11 protein-coding genes are annotated in these 18,298 nt (G+C 62.7%); 4 read left to right on the top strand and 7 right to left on the bottom strand.

Features of this window, described 5'->3' with window-relative positions; translation table 11 throughout:
• Window positions 1–14: 14 nt before the first annotated feature.
• Window positions 15–6,437 carry a translocation/assembly module TamB domain-containing protein gene (locus tag G9X68_RS24810; RefSeq protein ID WP_171604643.1) on the top strand — a complete coding sequence of 2,141 codons (6,423 nt, stop codon included), beginning with the start codon at window positions 15–17 and terminating at the stop codon, window positions 6,435–6,437.
• Between the two features lie 56 nt (window positions 6,438–6,493).
• Here G9X68_RS24810 and G9X68_RS24805 read toward each other — a convergent pair whose 3' ends face one another.
• Window positions 6,494–6,931 (bottom strand): Lrp/AsnC family transcriptional regulator, encoded by a 438-nt coding sequence (locus G9X68_RS24805; RefSeq protein ID WP_171376692.1) that lies wholly within the window; start codon window positions 6,929–6,931, stop codon window positions 6,494–6,496.
• Window positions 6,932–7,054: 123 nt separating this feature from the next.
• Between G9X68_RS24805 and rocF the strand changes: the two genes are divergently transcribed.
• From rocF to G9X68_RS24790, 3 genes are all read left to right on the top strand, one after another.
• A complete protein-coding gene (gene rocF, locus G9X68_RS24800) occupies window positions 7,055–7,990 on the top strand; it encodes an arginase (protein ID WP_025396247.1) in 936 nt (311 codons plus the stop codon).
• Between the two features lie 76 nt (window positions 7,991–8,066).
• Complete coding sequence (gene rocD / locus G9X68_RS24795; RefSeq protein ID WP_171604642.1) at window positions 8,067–9,266, top strand: ornithine--oxo-acid transaminase; 1,200 nt, start codon at window positions 8,067–8,069, stop codon at window positions 9,264–9,266.
• Between the two features lie 333 nt (window positions 9,267–9,599).
• Window positions 9,600–10,076, top strand: a complete 477-nt coding sequence (locus G9X68_RS24790) for a chemotaxis protein CheW (protein ID WP_003543427.1) — start codon at window positions 9,600–9,602, stop codon at window positions 10,074–10,076.
• 133 nt (window positions 10,077–10,209) lie between these two features.
• Here G9X68_RS24790 and G9X68_RS24785 read toward each other — a convergent pair whose 3' ends face one another.
• From G9X68_RS24785 to G9X68_RS24760, 6 genes are all read right to left on the bottom strand, one after another.
• Complete coding sequence (locus tag G9X68_RS24785) at window positions 10,210–11,862, bottom strand: OFA family MFS transporter (RefSeq protein ID WP_171604641.1); 1,653 nt, start codon at window positions 11,860–11,862, stop codon at window positions 10,210–10,212.
• A 159-nt stretch (window positions 11,863–12,021) separates the two neighbouring features.
• Complete coding sequence (locus G9X68_RS24780) at window positions 12,022–12,258, bottom strand: formate dehydrogenase subunit delta (protein WP_171604640.1); 237 nt, start codon at window positions 12,256–12,258, stop codon at window positions 12,022–12,024.
• On the bottom strand, window positions 12,248–13,072 hold the full coding sequence (fdhD, locus tag G9X68_RS24775; protein WP_171604639.1) for a formate dehydrogenase accessory sulfurtransferase FdhD: 825 nt from the start codon (window positions 13,070–13,072) through the stop codon (window positions 12,248–12,250). Before fdhD ends, G9X68_RS24780 begins: the two co-directional genes overlap by 11 nt.
• 190 nt (window positions 13,073–13,262) lie before the next feature.
• Window positions 13,263–16,142: a formate dehydrogenase subunit alpha gene (gene fdhF, locus G9X68_RS24770; RefSeq protein WP_171604638.1), complete on the bottom strand. Its 2,880-nt coding sequence runs from the start codon at window positions 16,140–16,142 to the stop codon at window positions 13,263–13,265.
• Window positions 16,143–16,199: 57 nt separating this feature from the next.
• Window positions 16,200–17,756, bottom strand: a complete 1,557-nt coding sequence (locus tag G9X68_RS24765) for a formate dehydrogenase beta subunit (protein WP_171604637.1) — start codon at window positions 17,754–17,756, stop codon at window positions 16,200–16,202.
• Window positions 17,753–18,232, bottom strand: coding sequence for a formate dehydrogenase subunit gamma (locus G9X68_RS24760; RefSeq protein ID WP_171604636.1), 480 nt, complete (start codon window positions 18,230–18,232; stop codon window positions 17,753–17,755). The genes G9X68_RS24765 and G9X68_RS24760 overlap by 4 nt, the downstream gene beginning before the upstream one ends.
• Window positions 18,233–18,298: the final 66 nt, after the last annotated feature.

The raw sequence follows: 18,298 nt of genomic DNA, 5'->3' as shown, positions 1-18,298 counted from the left end.
TAGTGTCCGCGCCGATGCAAACGCTGACAAAAATCGTCAACTGGGTCGTACGGCTCACCGGCTATGTCGTCGGCGCCACCTTGATTCTCGCGGTCGTGGCACTGGCGATCTTCGGCTTCACCAGTTTTGGCGCCCGCATCGTCACCGAAAAGATAGCCTCCACGCTGTCCAACCGCGACATGACGATCGAGGTTCGCGAACCGCAAGGCCTTTTGACCGGCGGGCTTCGCGCCGCCGAGATCTCCATTTCCGACACCAGGGGTGTCTTTGCGGAAATTCATGGCGTCGCGATCGACTGGAATCCGCTTGCGCTGCTGACCGGAACCTTCCATGCCAAACGCTTCGAGATCGAAGCGATCAACGTGCTGCGCAAGCCGGTACGCACCCTGCCCTCGCGGCCCGAAGCTGAAAATTCCGGCGGATTCAGCCTTCCGATCAAGGTCGATATAGACCGCATCGCGCTGCCCGATATCAAACTTGCCGCACCGCTGGCCGGCCGCGCCTTTGCGCTCGCCGCCGAAGGCAGCCTTTCGGCGAACGGCGATGGCGGCGAGGCCGTCGTCAATGTCAGCCGTCATGCAGTGCCGGACGCGCGGCTTGCTGCCGACATCGCTTTTGCGCCAGCCGAAAACCGGCTGCGGCTGAAGGCGCAGCTGTCCGAGCCGAAGGGCGGGCTGCTGGCAGGCTTTCTCGGCCTGCCGGACAGCCCGGCCGTCAACATCGACCTGGACGGCCAGGGGCCGATATCCGATTGGAAAGGCAAATTGCAGGCTGCCCTCGACGGGCAGCAGCGCGCCGCAATCGAAGCCCGCCATCAGATTACGGAAGACGGGCTGCACCACCTCGACCTCAAGGGCGGCGGTGACCTGAGCTCGCTGCTTCCATCGGCATTCCGGCCGCTTTTTGCCGGCCAGACCAATATCGATCTTGCCACCACCTTCGACAATCACGGCAAGATCGATATCCAGACCGGCAATATCGCCACCGGCAGCGTCGTAATCGCCGCCTCGGGCACCCTCGATCCGGCCGGCAACAACAGCCTGAACGCCAATCTGCTCGGCACGTCGGGGCCTGTCGATTTCCGCTGGCCGCTCGCCGAAGGCGAAGCGCGCTTCCTTATATCAGGTCTCAACCTGGCACTGACCGGCGATGCGCAGACCGCCAGACTGAACGTCAGCGGCTCGCTCGACACCGCAACCCTGCCGCAGGCCGATGTCGGCAACGTCAAGCTGACGGCCAAGAGCGACGCCTTCAATCTCGCCGCCCGTTCCGGCAGCGTCCAGCTGCGCCTCGTTGCCGGTGACATGAGCTTTGCCGAGTCGAACCTCAATCGCGCCATCCAAGGACCGGTCACGATCGCCTCACCGCTGCAGATCTCGCCTTCCGGTATCGGCTTCAACGGCACCACCGTCGAAAGCGCCAATATCAACGGCAGCCTCAACGGCTCCTATCGGCTGACAGACCAAGCGCTGACCGGCAACCTCAAACTCACCATCAACCCGGCAGCTCTGCCGGCTGCGGCAACAGGCAGGTTCGACGGACCGATCTCGCTCGAAAGCCAGGTGGTCGGCACCATTCCGTCGAAATTCGCGCTGTCCAACCTCGTCCTGAAGTCCGGCACGCTCGAAGCCGCCGGCAACGTTGCGCTCGACGGCGGGATCTTGAACGCCGATCTCTCCGGCCGGTTGCCTGACATCGGCAAGCTCATCCCCGGCGCCAGCGGTGGGGCGGGTTATGCGTTGAGAGTGGGAGGTGAGCTCCCGGCAATCTCCGTCACGGCCAATCTCAAGGCGCCCAGCCTTGAAATGGCCGACCGCGTGCTTGGCAACCTCAATATCGACCTGTCGGGTCTCGCCGATCCCAAGGCCCCGCAGGGCAGGATCGCCGCCACCGGCACGATCGACGGCCAGCCGATCAGCATCAACGGCGACATAAGTTCGCAGGACGGCAAGACGAGCATTCCGGCGCTGACCGCCGAAATCGGCGGCAACCGGCTGACCGGCGATGTGGAGTTCTCGTCCTCCCTGGAGCCGACAGGCGCACTGACCTTCGATTTCCCCAATGTCGGCCTGCTCGCCGCACTCGGCGGACAGAAGGCCGAAGGCGATCTCAAGGGGTCGCTCGGCGTCAGCAGCGATGGCGGCAGGATTGCGCTCAAGCTGCTTGCGACCGGCGACTCGATCCGCCGTGATACGCTTGCGATCGTCAAGCCGGATATCGATGTCACGGTCAGCGATCTCAAAGCCCTTGCGGCAAACGGCACGGTCAAGGCTGAAGAGGTGAGTGCCGGAACGAACAGGCTCGCCGGCCTTTCGCTCGATTTTACCAAGCAGCAAGACCATACCGATTTCGATCTCGATGCGGCCTATGACGGCAATCCCGTGCTGGCCGCCGGCAATATCGAAGCGGCGGGCGGCACGATGCACCTGAACCTTGATCGCTTCTCGGCAAGCCCCCGCAATATCCCGATCGAGCTTGCCGCACCGACGCAGGCCGCCATCGGCGGCGGCGCCGCCAGCCTGAACGGACTGACGCTGAAGACCGGCACCGGTTCGGTGACCGTCACCGGTTCCGCCGGCGAAACGCTGAAGATCGATGCAGACATCCGCGAGCTGCCGGCAGCACTTGCCAACGGTTTCGTGCCGAACCTTTCAGCCGGCGGCACGATCTCCGGAACCATTGCCGTGACCGGAACGCCGGCAGCACCGGTCGCCGACTTCAAGCTCGACTGGAAGGACGCGACGACCGGCCAGACCAAGGGGGCGGGCCTAGCACCGCTCGGCATCACCGCCGGCGGCAAATTCGCCGATAACAAGCTCGATTTCGACACCACGGTCGGCAGCAATGACGGCCTCTCGCTGAAGGCTGCCGGCAATGTCGCGCTCGCCGACCCGAAGGCACCCGTGCTGGATGTCGACGCCGATATCCTCAATCTGCCTGCCCGTATCGCTAATGGTTTCGTTCCCGATCTCGCTGCCGAAGGCACGATTACAGGAAAAGTGGCGGCCTCCGGCTCCCTCGCTGCACCCACCGCCAATTTCGATCTCGATTGGAAGAATGCCGCGACGAGCCAGACGAAACGCGCCGGCCTTGCGAATCTTGGCCTGAAGGCATCCGGAAAATTCACCGACAACAAGCTCGATTTCGATACAGTGATCGGCGGCGCCAACAGCCTCTCGCTGAAAGCAAACGGCAATGTCACCATCACCGGCACGACGATCGGCAACGTCAAGATCGACGCCGCGCTGGCAAATGTTCCGGCAAGCATCGCAAACAGCTTCGTCGCCGATCTCGCCGCCGAAGGGACGATCTCAGGAAGGGTAGCGGCCTCCGGCTCGCTCGCTGCTCCCACTGCCAATTTCGATCTGGATTGGAAAAACGCTGCGACGACCCAGACGAAACGCGCCGGCCTTGCGGATCTTGGCCTGAAGGCATCGGGAAAATTCGCAGACAACAAGCTCGATTTCGACACCGTGATCGGCGGCGCCGACGGCGTCTCGCTGAAGGCTAACGGCAATATCGCCGTCACCGGCACAACAGTCGGCAATGTCAAAGTCGACGCCGCGCTGGCAAATATCCCTGCAAATATCGCAAACAACTTCGTCCCCGATCTCGCCGCCGAAGGCGCGATCTCTGGAACGGTCTCGGCCAGCGGCTCTCTTTCCGCCCCGACCGCCAATTTCGATCTCAATTGGAAAAATGCTGCGACGCGCCACACGAAACGTGCCGGCCTTGCCGCGATCGGCGCGACCGCATCGGGAAAATTTGCCGACAACAAGCTTGATTTCAATGCGGCAGTCAGCGGCGACAAAGACCTCTCGCTGAAGGCCACGGGCAATGTCGCATTGGCCGGTACGGCGATCGACAGCATCAAGGTCGATGCCGAGATCGCCAAGCTTCCGGCCAGTCTCGCAAATGCCTTCGTTCCCGATCTGGCGGCCGGCGGCACGATTTCCGGCACCCTGTCCGCAGCCGGCACACCCGCCGCACCGAAAGCCGACTTCAAGCTCGACTGGGCGGATGCTGCGACCAGCCAGACCAGAAGCGCGCGTCTCTCGGGCCTCGCACTTGCCGCATCGGGACGCTTCGCCGACAACCGGCTCGATTTCGATGCCAATCTCGCCGGCCAGGACGGCCTCTCGCTGAAGGCCGCCGGCAATGTTGGGATTTCAGGCACGTCGGTCCGCAATCTTGACGTCAAGGCCGATCTCGTCAACCTTCCGGCAGGCCTCGCCAACAGCTTTGTCCCAGGTCTTGCCGCCGAAGGCACCGTCTCGGGAACGGCATCCGCTTCTGGCGCGCTTCCGAAGCCGGCGGTCGATTTCAAGCTCGACTGGAAGAACGCCGCGACCGCCCAGACCAAGAGCAGCGGCCTTTCGGGCCTGAGTGCTGCGGCTTTCGGCAAATTCGCCAATGACAGGGTCGATTTCGACGCTAATCTCGCCGGCAAGGACGGCGTGTTGGCCAAGGCGAAGGGCGGCGTCACGATCGCGGGAACGGTCATCCGGGACCTTTCGATCAATGCCGATATTCCGGCGCTGCCGGCAAATATCGCAAATGCCTTCGTTCCCGGCCTCGGTGCCGAGGGCACGCTTTCGGCAAGCGCCATAACGTCGGGAACGCCGGCAAATCCGATCGTCGATTTCAAGCTCGACTGGAAGAATGCCGCAACCAGTCATACCAAGGCTGCCGGCCTGTCCCGCCTTGCGCTGGCGGCGACGGGAAAATACGCCGGTGACAGGTTGGATTTCGACGCCAACCTTACTGGTGGCGGCGGCATCGCGGTGAAAGCTGCCGGCAATCTTGCCATCGCCGGTACGTCGATCCGCTCGGTCGACGTCACGGCGAACGCCACCAATGTTCCGGCCGGCATCGCCAACGGCTTCGTTCCCGGTCTTGCCGCCGAGGGTGCGGTCTCAGCGACCGCAAAGGCCACCGGCGCGCTATCGGCGCCCTCCGTCGACTTCAAGGTCGACTGGAAGAACGCGGCGACGAGCCAGACAAAAGGTGCCGGCCTTTCGCCGTTCACCATCGGCGCATCGGGCAAACTTGCCGGAAACAGGCTGACGGTCGACACCAGCCTTGCCGGTGATGCCGGCATGTCGCTGAAGGGCGGCGGCAGCGTGGTGATTTCAGGCAATCGCGCCATGGACATGCGCTTCACAGGCAATCTTCCTTTCGCTGTGCTCGGCGCCCCGCTTGCGCAACAAGGCTTCGTCGCCGACGGCGTCGCCACCGTCAACCTGCAGATCGGCGGGACAGCCGCAGCACCCGTCATCAACGGCACCGTCTCGACCAATGGCGCCAAGCTCGTCGACGTCCGGCGCAATATGGCCGTCAACAATCTGACGGCGACCGTGACCTTCAATGGCAGCCAGGCCGTGATATCGCGCCTTAGCGGCAACCTTGGCGGCGGCGGCACGATTTCCGCCATCGGCACCATCGGCATCCAGCCGGCGGGCGGCTTTCCCGCCGATATTTCGATCAAGCTCGACAAGGCGGTCTATGTCGATGGAACCCTTGTCGTCTCGACCGTCAATGGCGCGGTCGGCCTGCGGGGGCCGATCATGAATGCGACGCTGAGCGGCAAGCTTCGGCTGGACAAGACCTCGATCACGGTCCCGGAAAAATTGCCGACCTCGCTGAGAGAAATCGACATCCGGCACAAGAATGCGCCGCGGGCCGTCATTGCGCAGCTGCGCGATGACGGCGAGCGAAAACCCGGCGAGAAATCCTCCGTGATCACGCTGGATCTCGAAATCGATGCGCCCTCGCATATCTTCGTACGCGGCCGCGGCATCGATGCCGAGCTTGGCGGCTTGGTGACGATCCGCGGAACGGCGGCTGCACCCATCGTGACCGGCGGTTTCACCATGCGCCGCGGCCGCATGACCATTCTCAACCGCCGTCTGGATTTCTCCGACAAGAGCAGGATCACCTTTGCCGGTGATCTGACGCCGGCGCTCGATATGGAAGCGACCTCGGCCTCCGGCTCGACGACGCTGACCGTCGACGTTGCGGGCCTCGCCACCGACCCCGCGATCACCTTTTCCTCCTCACCCCAGTTGCCGCAGGACGAGGTGCTGGCGCAGCTGATCTTCGGCCAGTCGATGTCGAAGCTCTCACCGGTGCAGATCGCCCAGCTCGCCGACGCCGTCAGTCAGCTTGCCGGCAACCGCTCCACCTCGCTTTTCGAAGGCCTGCGCAACCAGCTCGGCGTCGACGATTTCGACGTCAGCACCGATTCCAAGGGGCAGACGAGCGTCAGCGTCGGCCGCTATCTCAACGACCGCACCTATTTCGAATTGCAGCAGGGCGGCTCGGCCGGCGCCAAGGCGGTGATCAACCTCGATGTCGGCCGCGGCGTCAAGCTGCGCGGAGGGGCCGGTGGCAACGGTGAGGGCGAAGCCGGCATTGTCTACGAACGCGAATACTGATGCATCTCGCCCGAAGCTGTGCAGCAGTTTGAGGACAGCATGGGCTTTAAGCCGGCTTAGAAACCGGTCTTGCTGGTCTTGAGAAGGATGTTGGTCTCGGTCGAATTGATGCCGTTGATCAGCCGGATGCGGCGCAGCGTCTCGTCGAAGGCGGCAAGGTCGCGATCCTCGAGTTCGGCGACGAAATCCCATTTGCCGTTGGTGCTGTGCAGCGCGCGCACCTGCGGCAGGCCTCTCAATTGATCGGCCACCCTGTCGGCGAGCTTGCCGAGCACCTCGATCATGACGATGGCGCGCACGCCGGCGGAGCGCGTCTCATGACCGGTACGGATGGTGAAGCCGACGATCGTGCCGCTGGCGACCAGCCGGTCGATCCGGGCAGCGACCGTCGCCCGTGATGCACCCGTCATCGCCGCAAGCGAAGAGACGGAAATCCGGGCGTTGTGGCGAAGCGCACTCAGAAGTTCGGTGTCGAGATCATCCACGCTGATCACTTTGTCAAAATAGGTTTATCAATCTGCGCAATCATAGTCCATTTCTGACACTTTTCCATCTTTTTGCCGCCAGCCCTTTATCCCACTATCGGCCGAAACAGGCCTCAACACGGAGCCCTCCACATGAATGCCCAATCGCGATCTGTCACCCTCATCGGCGCGCCGCTGGAAGAAGGCTCCGGCCGCAGAGGGGCTGCCATGGGCCCCGCGGCCCTGCGCATTGCCGGCGTCGACCAGACGCTGATCGAGCTTGGCCATGACGTCGCCGATATCGGCGATCTGCGCATCGTGCCGGCAATGGATCTGCCGAACCATCCGAAAGCCCACAATCTGAGGATCGTCGGCGCCTTCACGCGCGCCCTCGAAAGCAGCGTCCACGACGTCGCCGCCTCCGGCCGTTTCCCGCTGATTCTTGGCGGCGACCACAGCCTTTCCATGGGTAGCGTCTCCGGCATGGCCCGTTATGCCGCCAGCAAAGACCGCCCGCTCTTCGTGCTCTGGCTCGACGCCCATGCCGATTTCAATTCCCCGGCCACCTCGCCCTCCGGCAATATTCACGGCATGCCGGTCGCCTTCTTCTGCGGCGAGGCGGAGTTCGCCGAGATCCTGCCGAAGGACCGCCCCTTCGTCGATCCGAAGAATGTCTTCCAGGTGGGCATCCGTTCGGTCGATGCGCGCGAGCGCGAGGAAATCCACGAACACGGCGTCAATGTCTTCGACATGCGGGCAATCGACGAGCAGGGCATCGGCGCCATCATGCGTGAGATCCTCGATGTCGTCACCAAGGCGAACGGCCTGCTGCATGTCAGCCTCGACCTCGATTTCCTCGATCCGGAGATTGCCCCCGGCGTCGGCACGACGGTGCCTGGCGGCGCGACCTTTCGCGAGGCCCATCTGGTGATGGAAATGCTTTCGGACAGCGGCCTCGTCTCGTCGCTCGATCTCGTCGAGCTCAATCCATTTCTCGACGATCGCGGCAAGAGCGCCCGCATCCTGGTGGAGCTGACGGCAAGCCTCTTCGGCCGGCGCATCTTCGATCGCCCGACACGCGCCGCATAAGAGCATGTCGAGCAAAAGTGTGCAGCGGTTTTGCGAAAACGACATGTCTTGAAATAAGATTAGAGGGAGAACGGCCATGAACACTTCGGAAAAACTGATCGCCACGGAACAGCGGCTCGGCGCCCACAACTACAAACCACTCGACGTGGTGTTGACGCGCGGCGAAGGTGTTTATGTCTGGGATACCGACGGCAACCGTTATCTCGATTGCCTCTCGGCCTATTCCGCCGTCAACCAGGGCCATTGCCATCCGAAGATCCTCGCCGCCATGGTCGAGCAGGCGGGCAGGCTGACGCTCACCTCCCGCGCCTTCCGCAACGATCAGCTCGCTTATCTCTACGAAGAGCTCGCGGCTCTCACCGGATCGCACAAGATCCTGCCGATGAATTCCGGTGCCGAAGCGGTGGAGACCGCCATCAAGGCGGTGCGCAAATGGGGATACGAGGTCAAGGGTGTGCCGGAGGGCAAGGCGGAGATCATCGTCTGCGCCGATAATTTCCACGGCCGCACGCTGAGCATTATCAGTTTCTCCACAGATCCCGATGCCCGCAGCGGTTTCGGCCCCTACACGTCGGGCTTCAGCATCATTCCCTTCGGCGATGCAGAGGCTTTCGCCGCCGCAATCAACGGCAATACCGTGGCCGCCCTGATCGAGCCGATCCAGGGGGAGGCCGGCGTCATTATCCCGCCGGCGGGTTATTTCACCCGCATCCGCGAGCTTTGCACGGCAAACAACGTCACCCTCATCCTCGACGAGATCCAGACCGGCCTCGGCCGTACCGGCAAGCTGCTGGCCGAAGAGCACGAAGGCATCGAGGCCGACGTGACGCTGATCGGCAAGGCGCTGTCCGGCGGCTTCTATCCGGTGTCGGCCGTGCTTTCGAATTCCGAAGTTCTGGGGGTGCTGAAGCCAGGTCAACACGGCTCGACCTTCGGCGGCAATCCGCTCGCCTGCGCAGTGGCGCGCGCAGCACTCAAGGTGCTGACGGAAGAGGGCATGATCGAGAACGCCGCTGTCATGGGCGACTACTTCCTCGAAGGCCTCAGGTCGATCCGCTCAAACATCGTCAGGGACGTGCGTGGCCGCGGTCTGATGATGGCCATCGAGCTGGAACCCGAAGCCGGCGGCGCCCGGCAATATTGCCATGCGTTGAAGGAGCGCGGTCTTCTCGCCAAGGACACCCACGACCACACGATTCGCCTCGCTCCGCCATTGGTCATATCAAGAGAGCAGGTCGATTGGGCAGTCTCCCAGATCGAAAAAACGATAAGCTGAGTAAATCGGCGAAATTCTTCTTTAGGATCCCGACTGCAGCGCCACGCGTCTTTTTTGACGCGCGAAGGACGCTGTAGCACTTTGAATTGCTGCAAAAATATCGGCTGGAGGAGATCGGCAGCAAAACTGCCTCCCTTCATCCGAGCTTAAAAACCTTCTCAATCTGGTCTTTCAATTTAGATTTGGGCAACACTCTTTCGCTAAAGTCATCGATAACCGTAACGATGCTTCGCCGAGCGCAAAGCCATCGCGTGGTATGAAGGCAAAGCTTGTCCGCGCCAATGGTGGCGCATCCGCTTCTGCCCTGGCTTACGATAGTTGGGAAGAATTCTAATGGCCACGATCAATTCGACTAACTTCAGCGGCGATACGCTCGAAATTATTGCCTTCCGCCTGCATGACCAGGAATTCTGCGTCAAGACCACGACCATCCGCGAAATCCGCGGCTGGGCGCCGTCGACGCCGATCCCGCATGCGCCGGCCGATGTCATCGGCGTCATGAATCTGCGTGGCTCGGTGATCCCGATCATCGATCTTGCTTTCAAGCTCGGCATGAAGAGCACGGTCGCCAATGAGCGCAGCGCCATCGTCGTCGCCGAAGTTCACAGCATGGTCATCGGCATGCTGGTCGACCGCGTCTCGGACATTCTCACCATCTCGTCCAGCCAGGTCCAGCCGGTGCCCGAGGTGACCGCCTCCTTCGACCGCGCCTATTGCGAAGGCATCATTGCTTCGGAAAATGGCATGATCTGCTTCCTGAACCTCGCCAAGATGTTCAAGGAAAACGAAACGGACGAACTGGCCGCCTGATCCGGTCGATACAATTCGGATATTCGAAAACCGCCCGGCAACGGGCGGTTTTTTATTGCGGAACAAGCAGCAGGCTGCAGGAAAACGGCAGCCTCACTGGATTGGTTGTGCCGCCAGGAGGCGGCACTTTTGCTCATCCGAACAGCGCGAAAGTCGCCCTCAGCGTCACCCAGACACCCCACAGCAGCGGAATGCCGACGACGGCCCAGGCAAGCATCGCCTTGGCGTCCAACCCGCCAGTGCCGATGCCGAAGGAACCCGTCGGCCCGGCATTGACGGCCGCCGACTTCGCCTGCAACGCGGCGACCTCGTCATCGGACATGAACCATTTGTCCGAAAGCGGCCTGATCAGCGCATTGGCGATGAGCCCGAGCGCCAGCATGCCGGCGAGGATATACATGGTGCCGGTATAAAGGGTTGGCCCGGGTGCCACGCCGGCGGCGATCTGCGCTTCGCGGATATAGTTGACGACGACAGGCCCGACGATGCCGGCCGTTGCCCAGGCCGTCAGCAGCCGGCCGTGGATGGCGCCGACGAACTGCGTGCCGAAAATATCGGCAAGATAGGCCGGGATGGTCGCGAAGCCGCCGCCATACATCGACAGGATGATGCCGAAGGAGAGAACGAACAGCGCCTTGTTGCCCATGCCCGCGAAAGTGGGCGCCAGCGCATAGAGCACGATGCCGAGGACGAAGAAGCAATAATAGGTATTCTTGCGGCCGATCTTGTCGGAGAGCGACGCCCAGAAGAACCGTCCGCCGATGTTGAAGAGCGACAGCAAACCGGCGAAACCGGCGGCGATCGTGGCGATCGATGCCTTCTGCCCGGCGTCGAGCTGGGCGAAGCCGACATCCGGCAGGCCGATCAGCGAACCGGCGAAGATTTCCTGCAGCATTGGCGAGGCCATGCCGATAACGCCGATACCGGCGGAAACGTTAAGGCAAAGCACCGCCCAGATCAGCCAGAACTGTTTTGTCCTGTGGGCATCGCGCAGGTGCACATGTTTGGTGGTGATCATCGTGCTCTTGGCTGCAGGCGGCGTCCAACCCTCGGGACGCCAGCCGGCCGGCGGAAGGCGATAGCCGAAGGCGCCGCCCATCATGAAGACGAAATAGATCGCCGCCATGACGATGAAGGTCTGCCAGACGCCGACCGAACTGTCGGTCTTGAAATTATTCATCAGCAGGTTGGCCAATGGGGCGCCGATCATCGCACCGCCGCCGAAGCCCATGATCGCCATGCCGGTCGCCATGCCGCGCCGGTCGGGAAACCATTTGATCAGCGTCGAGACCGGCGAGATGTAACCGAGGCCGAGACCAATGCCGCCGATGACGCCGGCACCCAGCCACATCAGCCAGAGCTGATGAGTGATGACGCCGATCGCGGCAAGAATGATGCCGCCGCACCAGCAGCAGGCGGAAACGACGCCGGCCTTGCGCGGACCGGCCCGCTCGAGCCAGCCGCCCCAGATGGCGGCGGATGAACCAAGCAGGACGAAGAACAGCGTATAGATCCAGCCGAGGTCTGCAACGCGCCAGTCGCAAGTCGTGGTGAACAGCGCCGAGGCGAGTGTCAGATCAGGGCAGGCTGTCGAGGCCGTGATCCCGAGCGATTTGGAAAGCGGCAGCCAGAACACGCTGAAACCATAGGCCATGCCGATGCAGAGATGAATGGCGAGCGCTGCCGGCGGCACCAGCCACCGATTGAACCCAGGCCTTGCGACGATCCTTTCCCGATCGAGCAGGCCCGCCAACGCCCCGTCTGTACGTGTTTCCGCTGCAGTCATGAAAACTCCTCCTTGATTCAAATCGGGTTTGATTTCAGCTTTTACTGGTCACCGGCACATGCGCAGGCAGGTTGCTCCTGCCTCCCCTCCCGCACGGATCGATCCTGGTTTTTAGGACTAAAGCATTGAAATAAAGACCTAAAGCGCGAGGAACGCGCTTTAGTGTGTTGCCGGCTCCGGCTTTCGGATAAGAGGAACGGCCTGAAGCACGAGCGCGTCCAGGCCGTTCTCCTCATTCTCCAGAATTTCGAACAATTGCCGCCGCATGCGCGGGTCCCAGAATTTGTTGATATGGGTAGCGACCCCCTGCGCGGCCTCGCTTTCCGGCTGGCTCTTGAAGAAGGTGGCGATCTGGTTTGCCATATAAACGAGCTTGGTCTTGGTATCATGCGACATCGGCAATGCTTCCGGGCGAGATGCGGTGCGGGTGGGTGAAAATTTCGAAATCCTCGCCACGCACCAGCGCAACGAGCGTCATGCCGGCCTCTTCGGCCGTGCGGATGGCGAGAGCCGTCGGCGCCGAAATGGCGATGAGCACCGGGCTGCCGAGGATCGCCGCCTTCTGCACCATCTCGACGGAGAGCCGGCTGGTGACGACGACGGCGCCGTCCCCGCCTCTTTCACTGGCGCGGATGACGGCGCCGCAGAGCTTGTCCAGCGCATTGTGCCGGCCGACATCTTCGCGCACGGCAATCAGCCCCCTGCCGGGAAGATAGAACCCGGCGCCATGCACCGCCCGCGTCTCAAGATGCAGCGGCTGCGCCTCGTTCAGAAGCGAAACGGCGCGGACGATATCCGCATGCGACAGCGCCAACGGCGATGTTGAAACATCAGGCACCGGCCGGACCGCCTGTTCGATCGATTCGATGCCGCAGAGCCCGCAGCCGACCGGTCCCGCCATGCTGCGGCGTCGTGCCCGCAGCTGATCGGCGACGTCATCGACCAGGCTCACCTGCACATCGATCCCCTGCTCGCCCTCGACGACCTCGATGCCTGATATCTCCGCCGGCCCGGTGATGATCCCTTCGGTCAGGCTGAATCCGATCGCAAAATCCTCGAGATCATCAGGCGTAGCCATCATCACCGCATGCGAACTGCCGCCATAGGAAAAGGCGATCGGCACCTCTTCCGGCACGATGCGCGAACCGGTCTGGAGGATGCCGTTGCGGCGGGCGGTTTCGGGAGCACGGGCGGTGACGGTGAAGGTCATGATGCAAACTCCCCCTTCTCCCCAGCGGGGAGAAGATGCCCGTTAGGGCAGATGAGGGGGTGAGCGACGATAGGCGCGAACGAACGAGCCAAAGCGAGTTCGCATTTGTCGAGCCGCCCCCTCATCCGCCCTTCGGGCACCTTCTCCCCGAGGGGAGAAGGGGAAGCCACACCAGATCGCCCCCGCATCGTCACTCCGCCGCCTCGAGTTTGCCGGCGATGCGGCGTGATTGCCGCGCCTGCTCGTCATATTCGAGCTGCCATTCGCTTGGCCCGTTGGAAGGCGAGACCTGCACCGCCGTCACCTTGTATTCCGGGCAGTTCGTCGCCCAGTCGGAGAAATCGGTGGTGATGACGTTCGCCTGCGTCGTGGGATGATGGAAGGTCGTATAGACGACACCCGGCGCGACGCGATCGGTGATCAGCGCCCTCAGCGTCGTGTCGCCGGAGCGGCTGCCGAGTTTCACCCAGTCGCCGTCGCGAACGCCGCGCTGCTCGGCATCGTGCGGATGGATTTCCAGCCGGTCTTCTGCATGCCAGGCGATATTCTCCGTCCGCCGCGTCTGTGCCCCGACATTGTACTGGCTGAGGATGCGGCCGGTGGTGAGAAGCAGCGGGAAGCGCGGACCGGTACGCTCGTCGGTCGCCACATATTCGGTGCGGATGAACTTGCCCTTGCCGCGCACGAAGCCGTTGACATGCATGATCGGCGAGCCGAGCGGGTTCTTCTCGTTGCAGGGCCACTGCACCGAGCCCATTTTTTCGAGATAGTCGTAGGAGACCATCGCGAAGCTCGGCGTCGTCGCGGCGATCTCGTCCATGATCTCCGACGGATGGCTGTAATTCCAGTCGAGCCCCATCGCCTGGGCAAGCTTCTGCGTCACTTCCCAGTCGCCATAGCCGTTGCGCGGCGACATCACTTTACGCACGCGATTGATGCGGCGCTCCGCATTGGTGAAGGTGCCGTCCTTCTCGAGGAAGGTCGAGCCCGGCAGGAAGACGTGGGCGTAATTGGCGGTCTCGTTGAGGAACAGGTCCTGCACGACGACGCATTCCATCGCCGCAAGCCCGGCCGCGACATGTTTGGTATCCGGATCGGACTGGAGGATGTCTTCGCCTTGGATGTAGATGCCTTTGAAGGTGCCGTCGACCGCCGCATCCAGCATGTTCGGAATACGCAGGCCCGGCTCGTTGTTTAGCTTCACGCCCCAGAGCTTTTCGAAGATATCGCGCGTCGCATCGTCGGAAATGTGCCGGTAGCCCGGCAATTCATGCGGAAAGGAACCCATGTCGCAGGAGCCCTGCACATTGTTCTGGCCGCGCAGCGGGTTCACGCCGACGCCGGGACGGCCGATATTGCCGGTCGCCATCGCCAGGTTGGCGATCGCGATCACCGTGGTCGAGCCCTGGCTGTGTTCGGTAACGCCGAGGCCATAGTAGATCGCGCCATTGCCGCCCTTCGCATAGAGCCGCGCCGCGCCGCGCAGATCCGCCGCCGGCACGCCGGTGAAGATCTCGGTCTCTTCGGGACTGTGCTGCGGTTCGGCGACGAAGGCCGCCCAGTCCTCGAACTCAGACCAGTCGCAGCGCTCGCGGATGAACGCCTCGTCAAAGAGCCCTTCGGTGACGATCACATGCGCCAGCGCCGTCATGACCGCAACATTGGTGCCGGGCTTCAGCGGCAGGTGATAGGAGGCCTCGATATGCGGCGAGCGGACGATATCGGTGCGGCGCGGATCGATGACGATGAGCTTGGCACCCTGGCGCAGCCGCTTCTTCAGCCGCGAGCCGAACACCGGATGCCCGTCGGTCGGATTGGCGCCGATGACGATGACGACGTCGGAATGCTCGACGCTGTCGAAATCCTGCGTGCCCGCCGACGTGCCGAATGTCTGGCCGAGGCCGTAACCGGTCGGTGAATGGCAGACGCGGGCGCAGGTGTCGACATTGTTGTTGCCGAAGCCGGCGCGGATCAGCTTCTGCACCAGATACGTTTCCTCATTGGTGCAGCGCGACGAGGTGATGCCGCCAATCGCCTCGCGGCCGTATTGATACTGGATGCGGCGGAACTCCAGCGCCACATGCGCGAAGGCCTCATCCCAGCTCACTTCCCGCCAGGGATCGCTGACTTTTTCGCGGATCATCGGATTGAGGATGCGATCCTTGTGGGTGGAGTAGCCATAGGCGAAGCGGCCCTTGACGCAGGAATGGCCGCGATTGGCCTGACCGTCCTTCCACGGCACCATGCGCACCAGTTCCTCGCCGCGCATCTCCGCCTTGAAAGAACAGCCGACGCCGCAATAGGCGCAGGTCGTCACGGCCGAATGCTCCGGCTGGCCGATCTGGATCACCGACTTCTCCGTCAGCGTCGCCGTCGGGCAGGCTTGGACACAGGCGCCGCAGGAGACACATTCGGATTCGATGAAGTTCTCGTGCATGCCGGGCGAAACGCGCGAACCGAAACCGCGCCCCTCGATCGTCAGCGCGAAGGTTCCCTGCACTTCCTCGCAGGCGCGCACGCAGCGCGAACAGACGATGCACTTGGAGGGATCATAAGTGAAATAGGGATTGGACTCGTCCTTCGGCATCCATTTCAGATTGATCTCGCCATTGCTGCGCGCCTTGACGTGATTGTCGCCCTCATAACCGTAGCGCACATCGCGCAGGCCGACGGCGCCCGCCATGTCCTGCAATTCGCAATCGCCGTTGGCCGCGCAGGTGAGACAGTCGAGCGGATGGTCGGAAATATAGAGTTCCATCACGCCGCGGCGGATATCCTTCAGCCGCCCCGTCTGCGTGTGCACCACCATGTTTGCCGCCACCGGCGTCGTGCAGGAGGAGGGCGTGCCGTTGCGGCCATCGATCTCGACGAGGCAGAGCCGGCAGGAGCCGAAAGCATCGACCATATCGGTGGCACAGAGCTTCGGTACCTTGATGCCGGCCTCCATCGAGGCGCGCATGATCGAGGTGCCCTCCGGCACGCTGATCTGCCGTCCATCGATGGTGAGCGTCACCATGGCCTCGGATTTCGAAGCAGGGGTGCCGTAGTCGATTTCATGGATGAGAGACATGATTGGTCTCCTTGCTTGAGATGGTAAGGTCAGCGCAGGCGTTCCATGAAAAACGCGTCATTCCGCCGCCTCCACCAGAGGTGCCGGCGAAAAATCCTCCGGGAAATGCGTCATGGCGCTCATGACAGGATAGGGCGTGAACCCACCCAGCGCACAGAGCGAGCCGAACTTCATCGTGTTGCAGAGATCGGCAAGCAGCGCCCGGTTCTTCTCCGGCTCGATCCCGTGTGCGATCTTGTCGGCCGTCTCCACGCCGCGCGTCGAGCCGATGCGGCAGGGCGTGCACTTGCCGCAGCTTTCGACGGCGCAGAATTCCATCGCGAAACGCGCCTGCTTCAGCATATCGGCCGTGTCGTCGAAGACGACGATGCCGGCATGGCCGATCAGTCCGTCCCTGGCGGCGAAGGATTCGTAGTCGAACGGCGTGTCGAACAGTGCCCGCGGGAAATAGGCGCCGAGCGGTCCGCCGACCTGCACGGCCTTGACCGGCCGTCCCGTCACTGTACCGCCACCGATCCTGTCGACGATATCTCCGAGCGAAAGACCGAAGGCCGTTTCATAGAGGCCGCCGTATCTGACATTGCCGGCAATCTGCAGCGGGATTGTGCCGCGTGAGCGGCCCATGCCGAAATCGCGATAGAAGGCCGCACCCTTTTCCATGATGATGGGCACCGAAGCCAGCGAGATCACATTGTTGATGACGGTCGGACAGTTAAACAATCCCTTATGCGCCGGCAGCGGCGGCTTGGCGCGCACGACGCCGCGCTTGCCCTCGAGACTGTTGAGCAGTGCCGTCTCCTCGCCGCAGACATAAGCGCCGGCGCCGGTGCGCACCTCGATATCGAAGGCGCGGCCGGATCCGAGCACCGATAGTCCGAGAATGCCGGCCTGGCGCGCGATGCCGACGGCCTCGGTCATCGCCGCGATCGCATGCGGATATTCCGAACGCGTATAGACGAAACCCTTGCTCGCCCCGGTGGCGAGCCCGGCAATCGCCATGCCCTCGATCAGCACGAAGGGATCGCCCTCCATGATCATCCGGTCGGCAAAGGTGCCGCTGTCGCCCTCATCGGCATTGCAGACGATATATTTGCGGTCGCCGACGGCATCGAGAACGGTCTTCCACTTGATGCCGGTGGGAAAGCCGGCGCCGCCGCGGCCGCGAAGGCCGGAATCGGTGACTTCCTTGACGATATCGGCTGATGTCATCGAAACGGCGCGGCGAAGCCCGGCAAGACCGCCATGCGCCTCGTAATCACCAAGCGAAAGCGGATCGGTGACGCCGCAGCGGGCGAAGGTCAGGCGGGTCTGTTCCTTGAGGAACGGGAGGTCTTCAACCTCCCCGAGACAGAGCCGATGCTCGCCTCCATCAATCATCCCGGCATCGAACAGTTCAGGCACATCCTCTGACTTCACCGATCCATAGCCGATGCGCTTCCCGGCAACCTCGACCTCGACCAGCGGCTCCAGCCAGAACATTCCGCGCGAGCCGTTGCGCACGATCTCGGCATCGAAGCCGCGGGCGGCGATTTCCTGGGCAATCGCCTTTGCCACCTTTTCGGCCCCGAGCGCCAGCGCTGCGGCATCGCGCGGAACATATATCCTGACTGTCATCGGCGTGCCTCCGCGACGAGTTCGGCCGCCGTCCGATCGTCGACCCGGCCATAGACCTCGCCGTCGAGCATCGCCGCCGGCGCGCAGGCGCAGAGCCCGAGACAGTAGACCGGCTCCAGCGTTACGCTGCCATCGAGCGTCGTCTGATGAAAATCGATGCCGAGCAGCGCCTTGACGCGTTCGGCCAGCGCATCGCCGCCCATCGACTGACAGGCTTCGGCGCGACAGAGCTTCAGCACATGCCGGCCAGCGGGATGGTCGCGATAATCGTGATAGAAGGTCACCACGCCATGCACCTCGGCGCGGGAGAGGTTCAATTCCTCCGCGATGACGGGCATGGCTTCCTGCGGCACATAGCCGAATTCTTGCTGAACCTCGTGCAGAATGGGAAGCAGCGGCCCTTCGAGAAAGCGAAGATCGGCGACGATGGCTCGGGTGCGTGCTGCAATATCGCCTTCGGCGATATGAATGGTCATAAGGCAGCCCTCCCAGCGGCTTGCTCGTTGCGAAATAGCGGGCCTCCCCCAGCCGAGCGCTATTCC

It is taken from the genome of Rhizobium changzhiense (assembly GCF_013087625.1).
Classification (GTDB): Bacteria; Pseudomonadota; Alphaproteobacteria; order Rhizobiales; family Rhizobiaceae; genus Rhizobium; species Rhizobium sophorae.
Note: the sequence above shows the minus strand (reverse complement) of the source record. Positions and strands in the feature narration are given on the sequence as shown.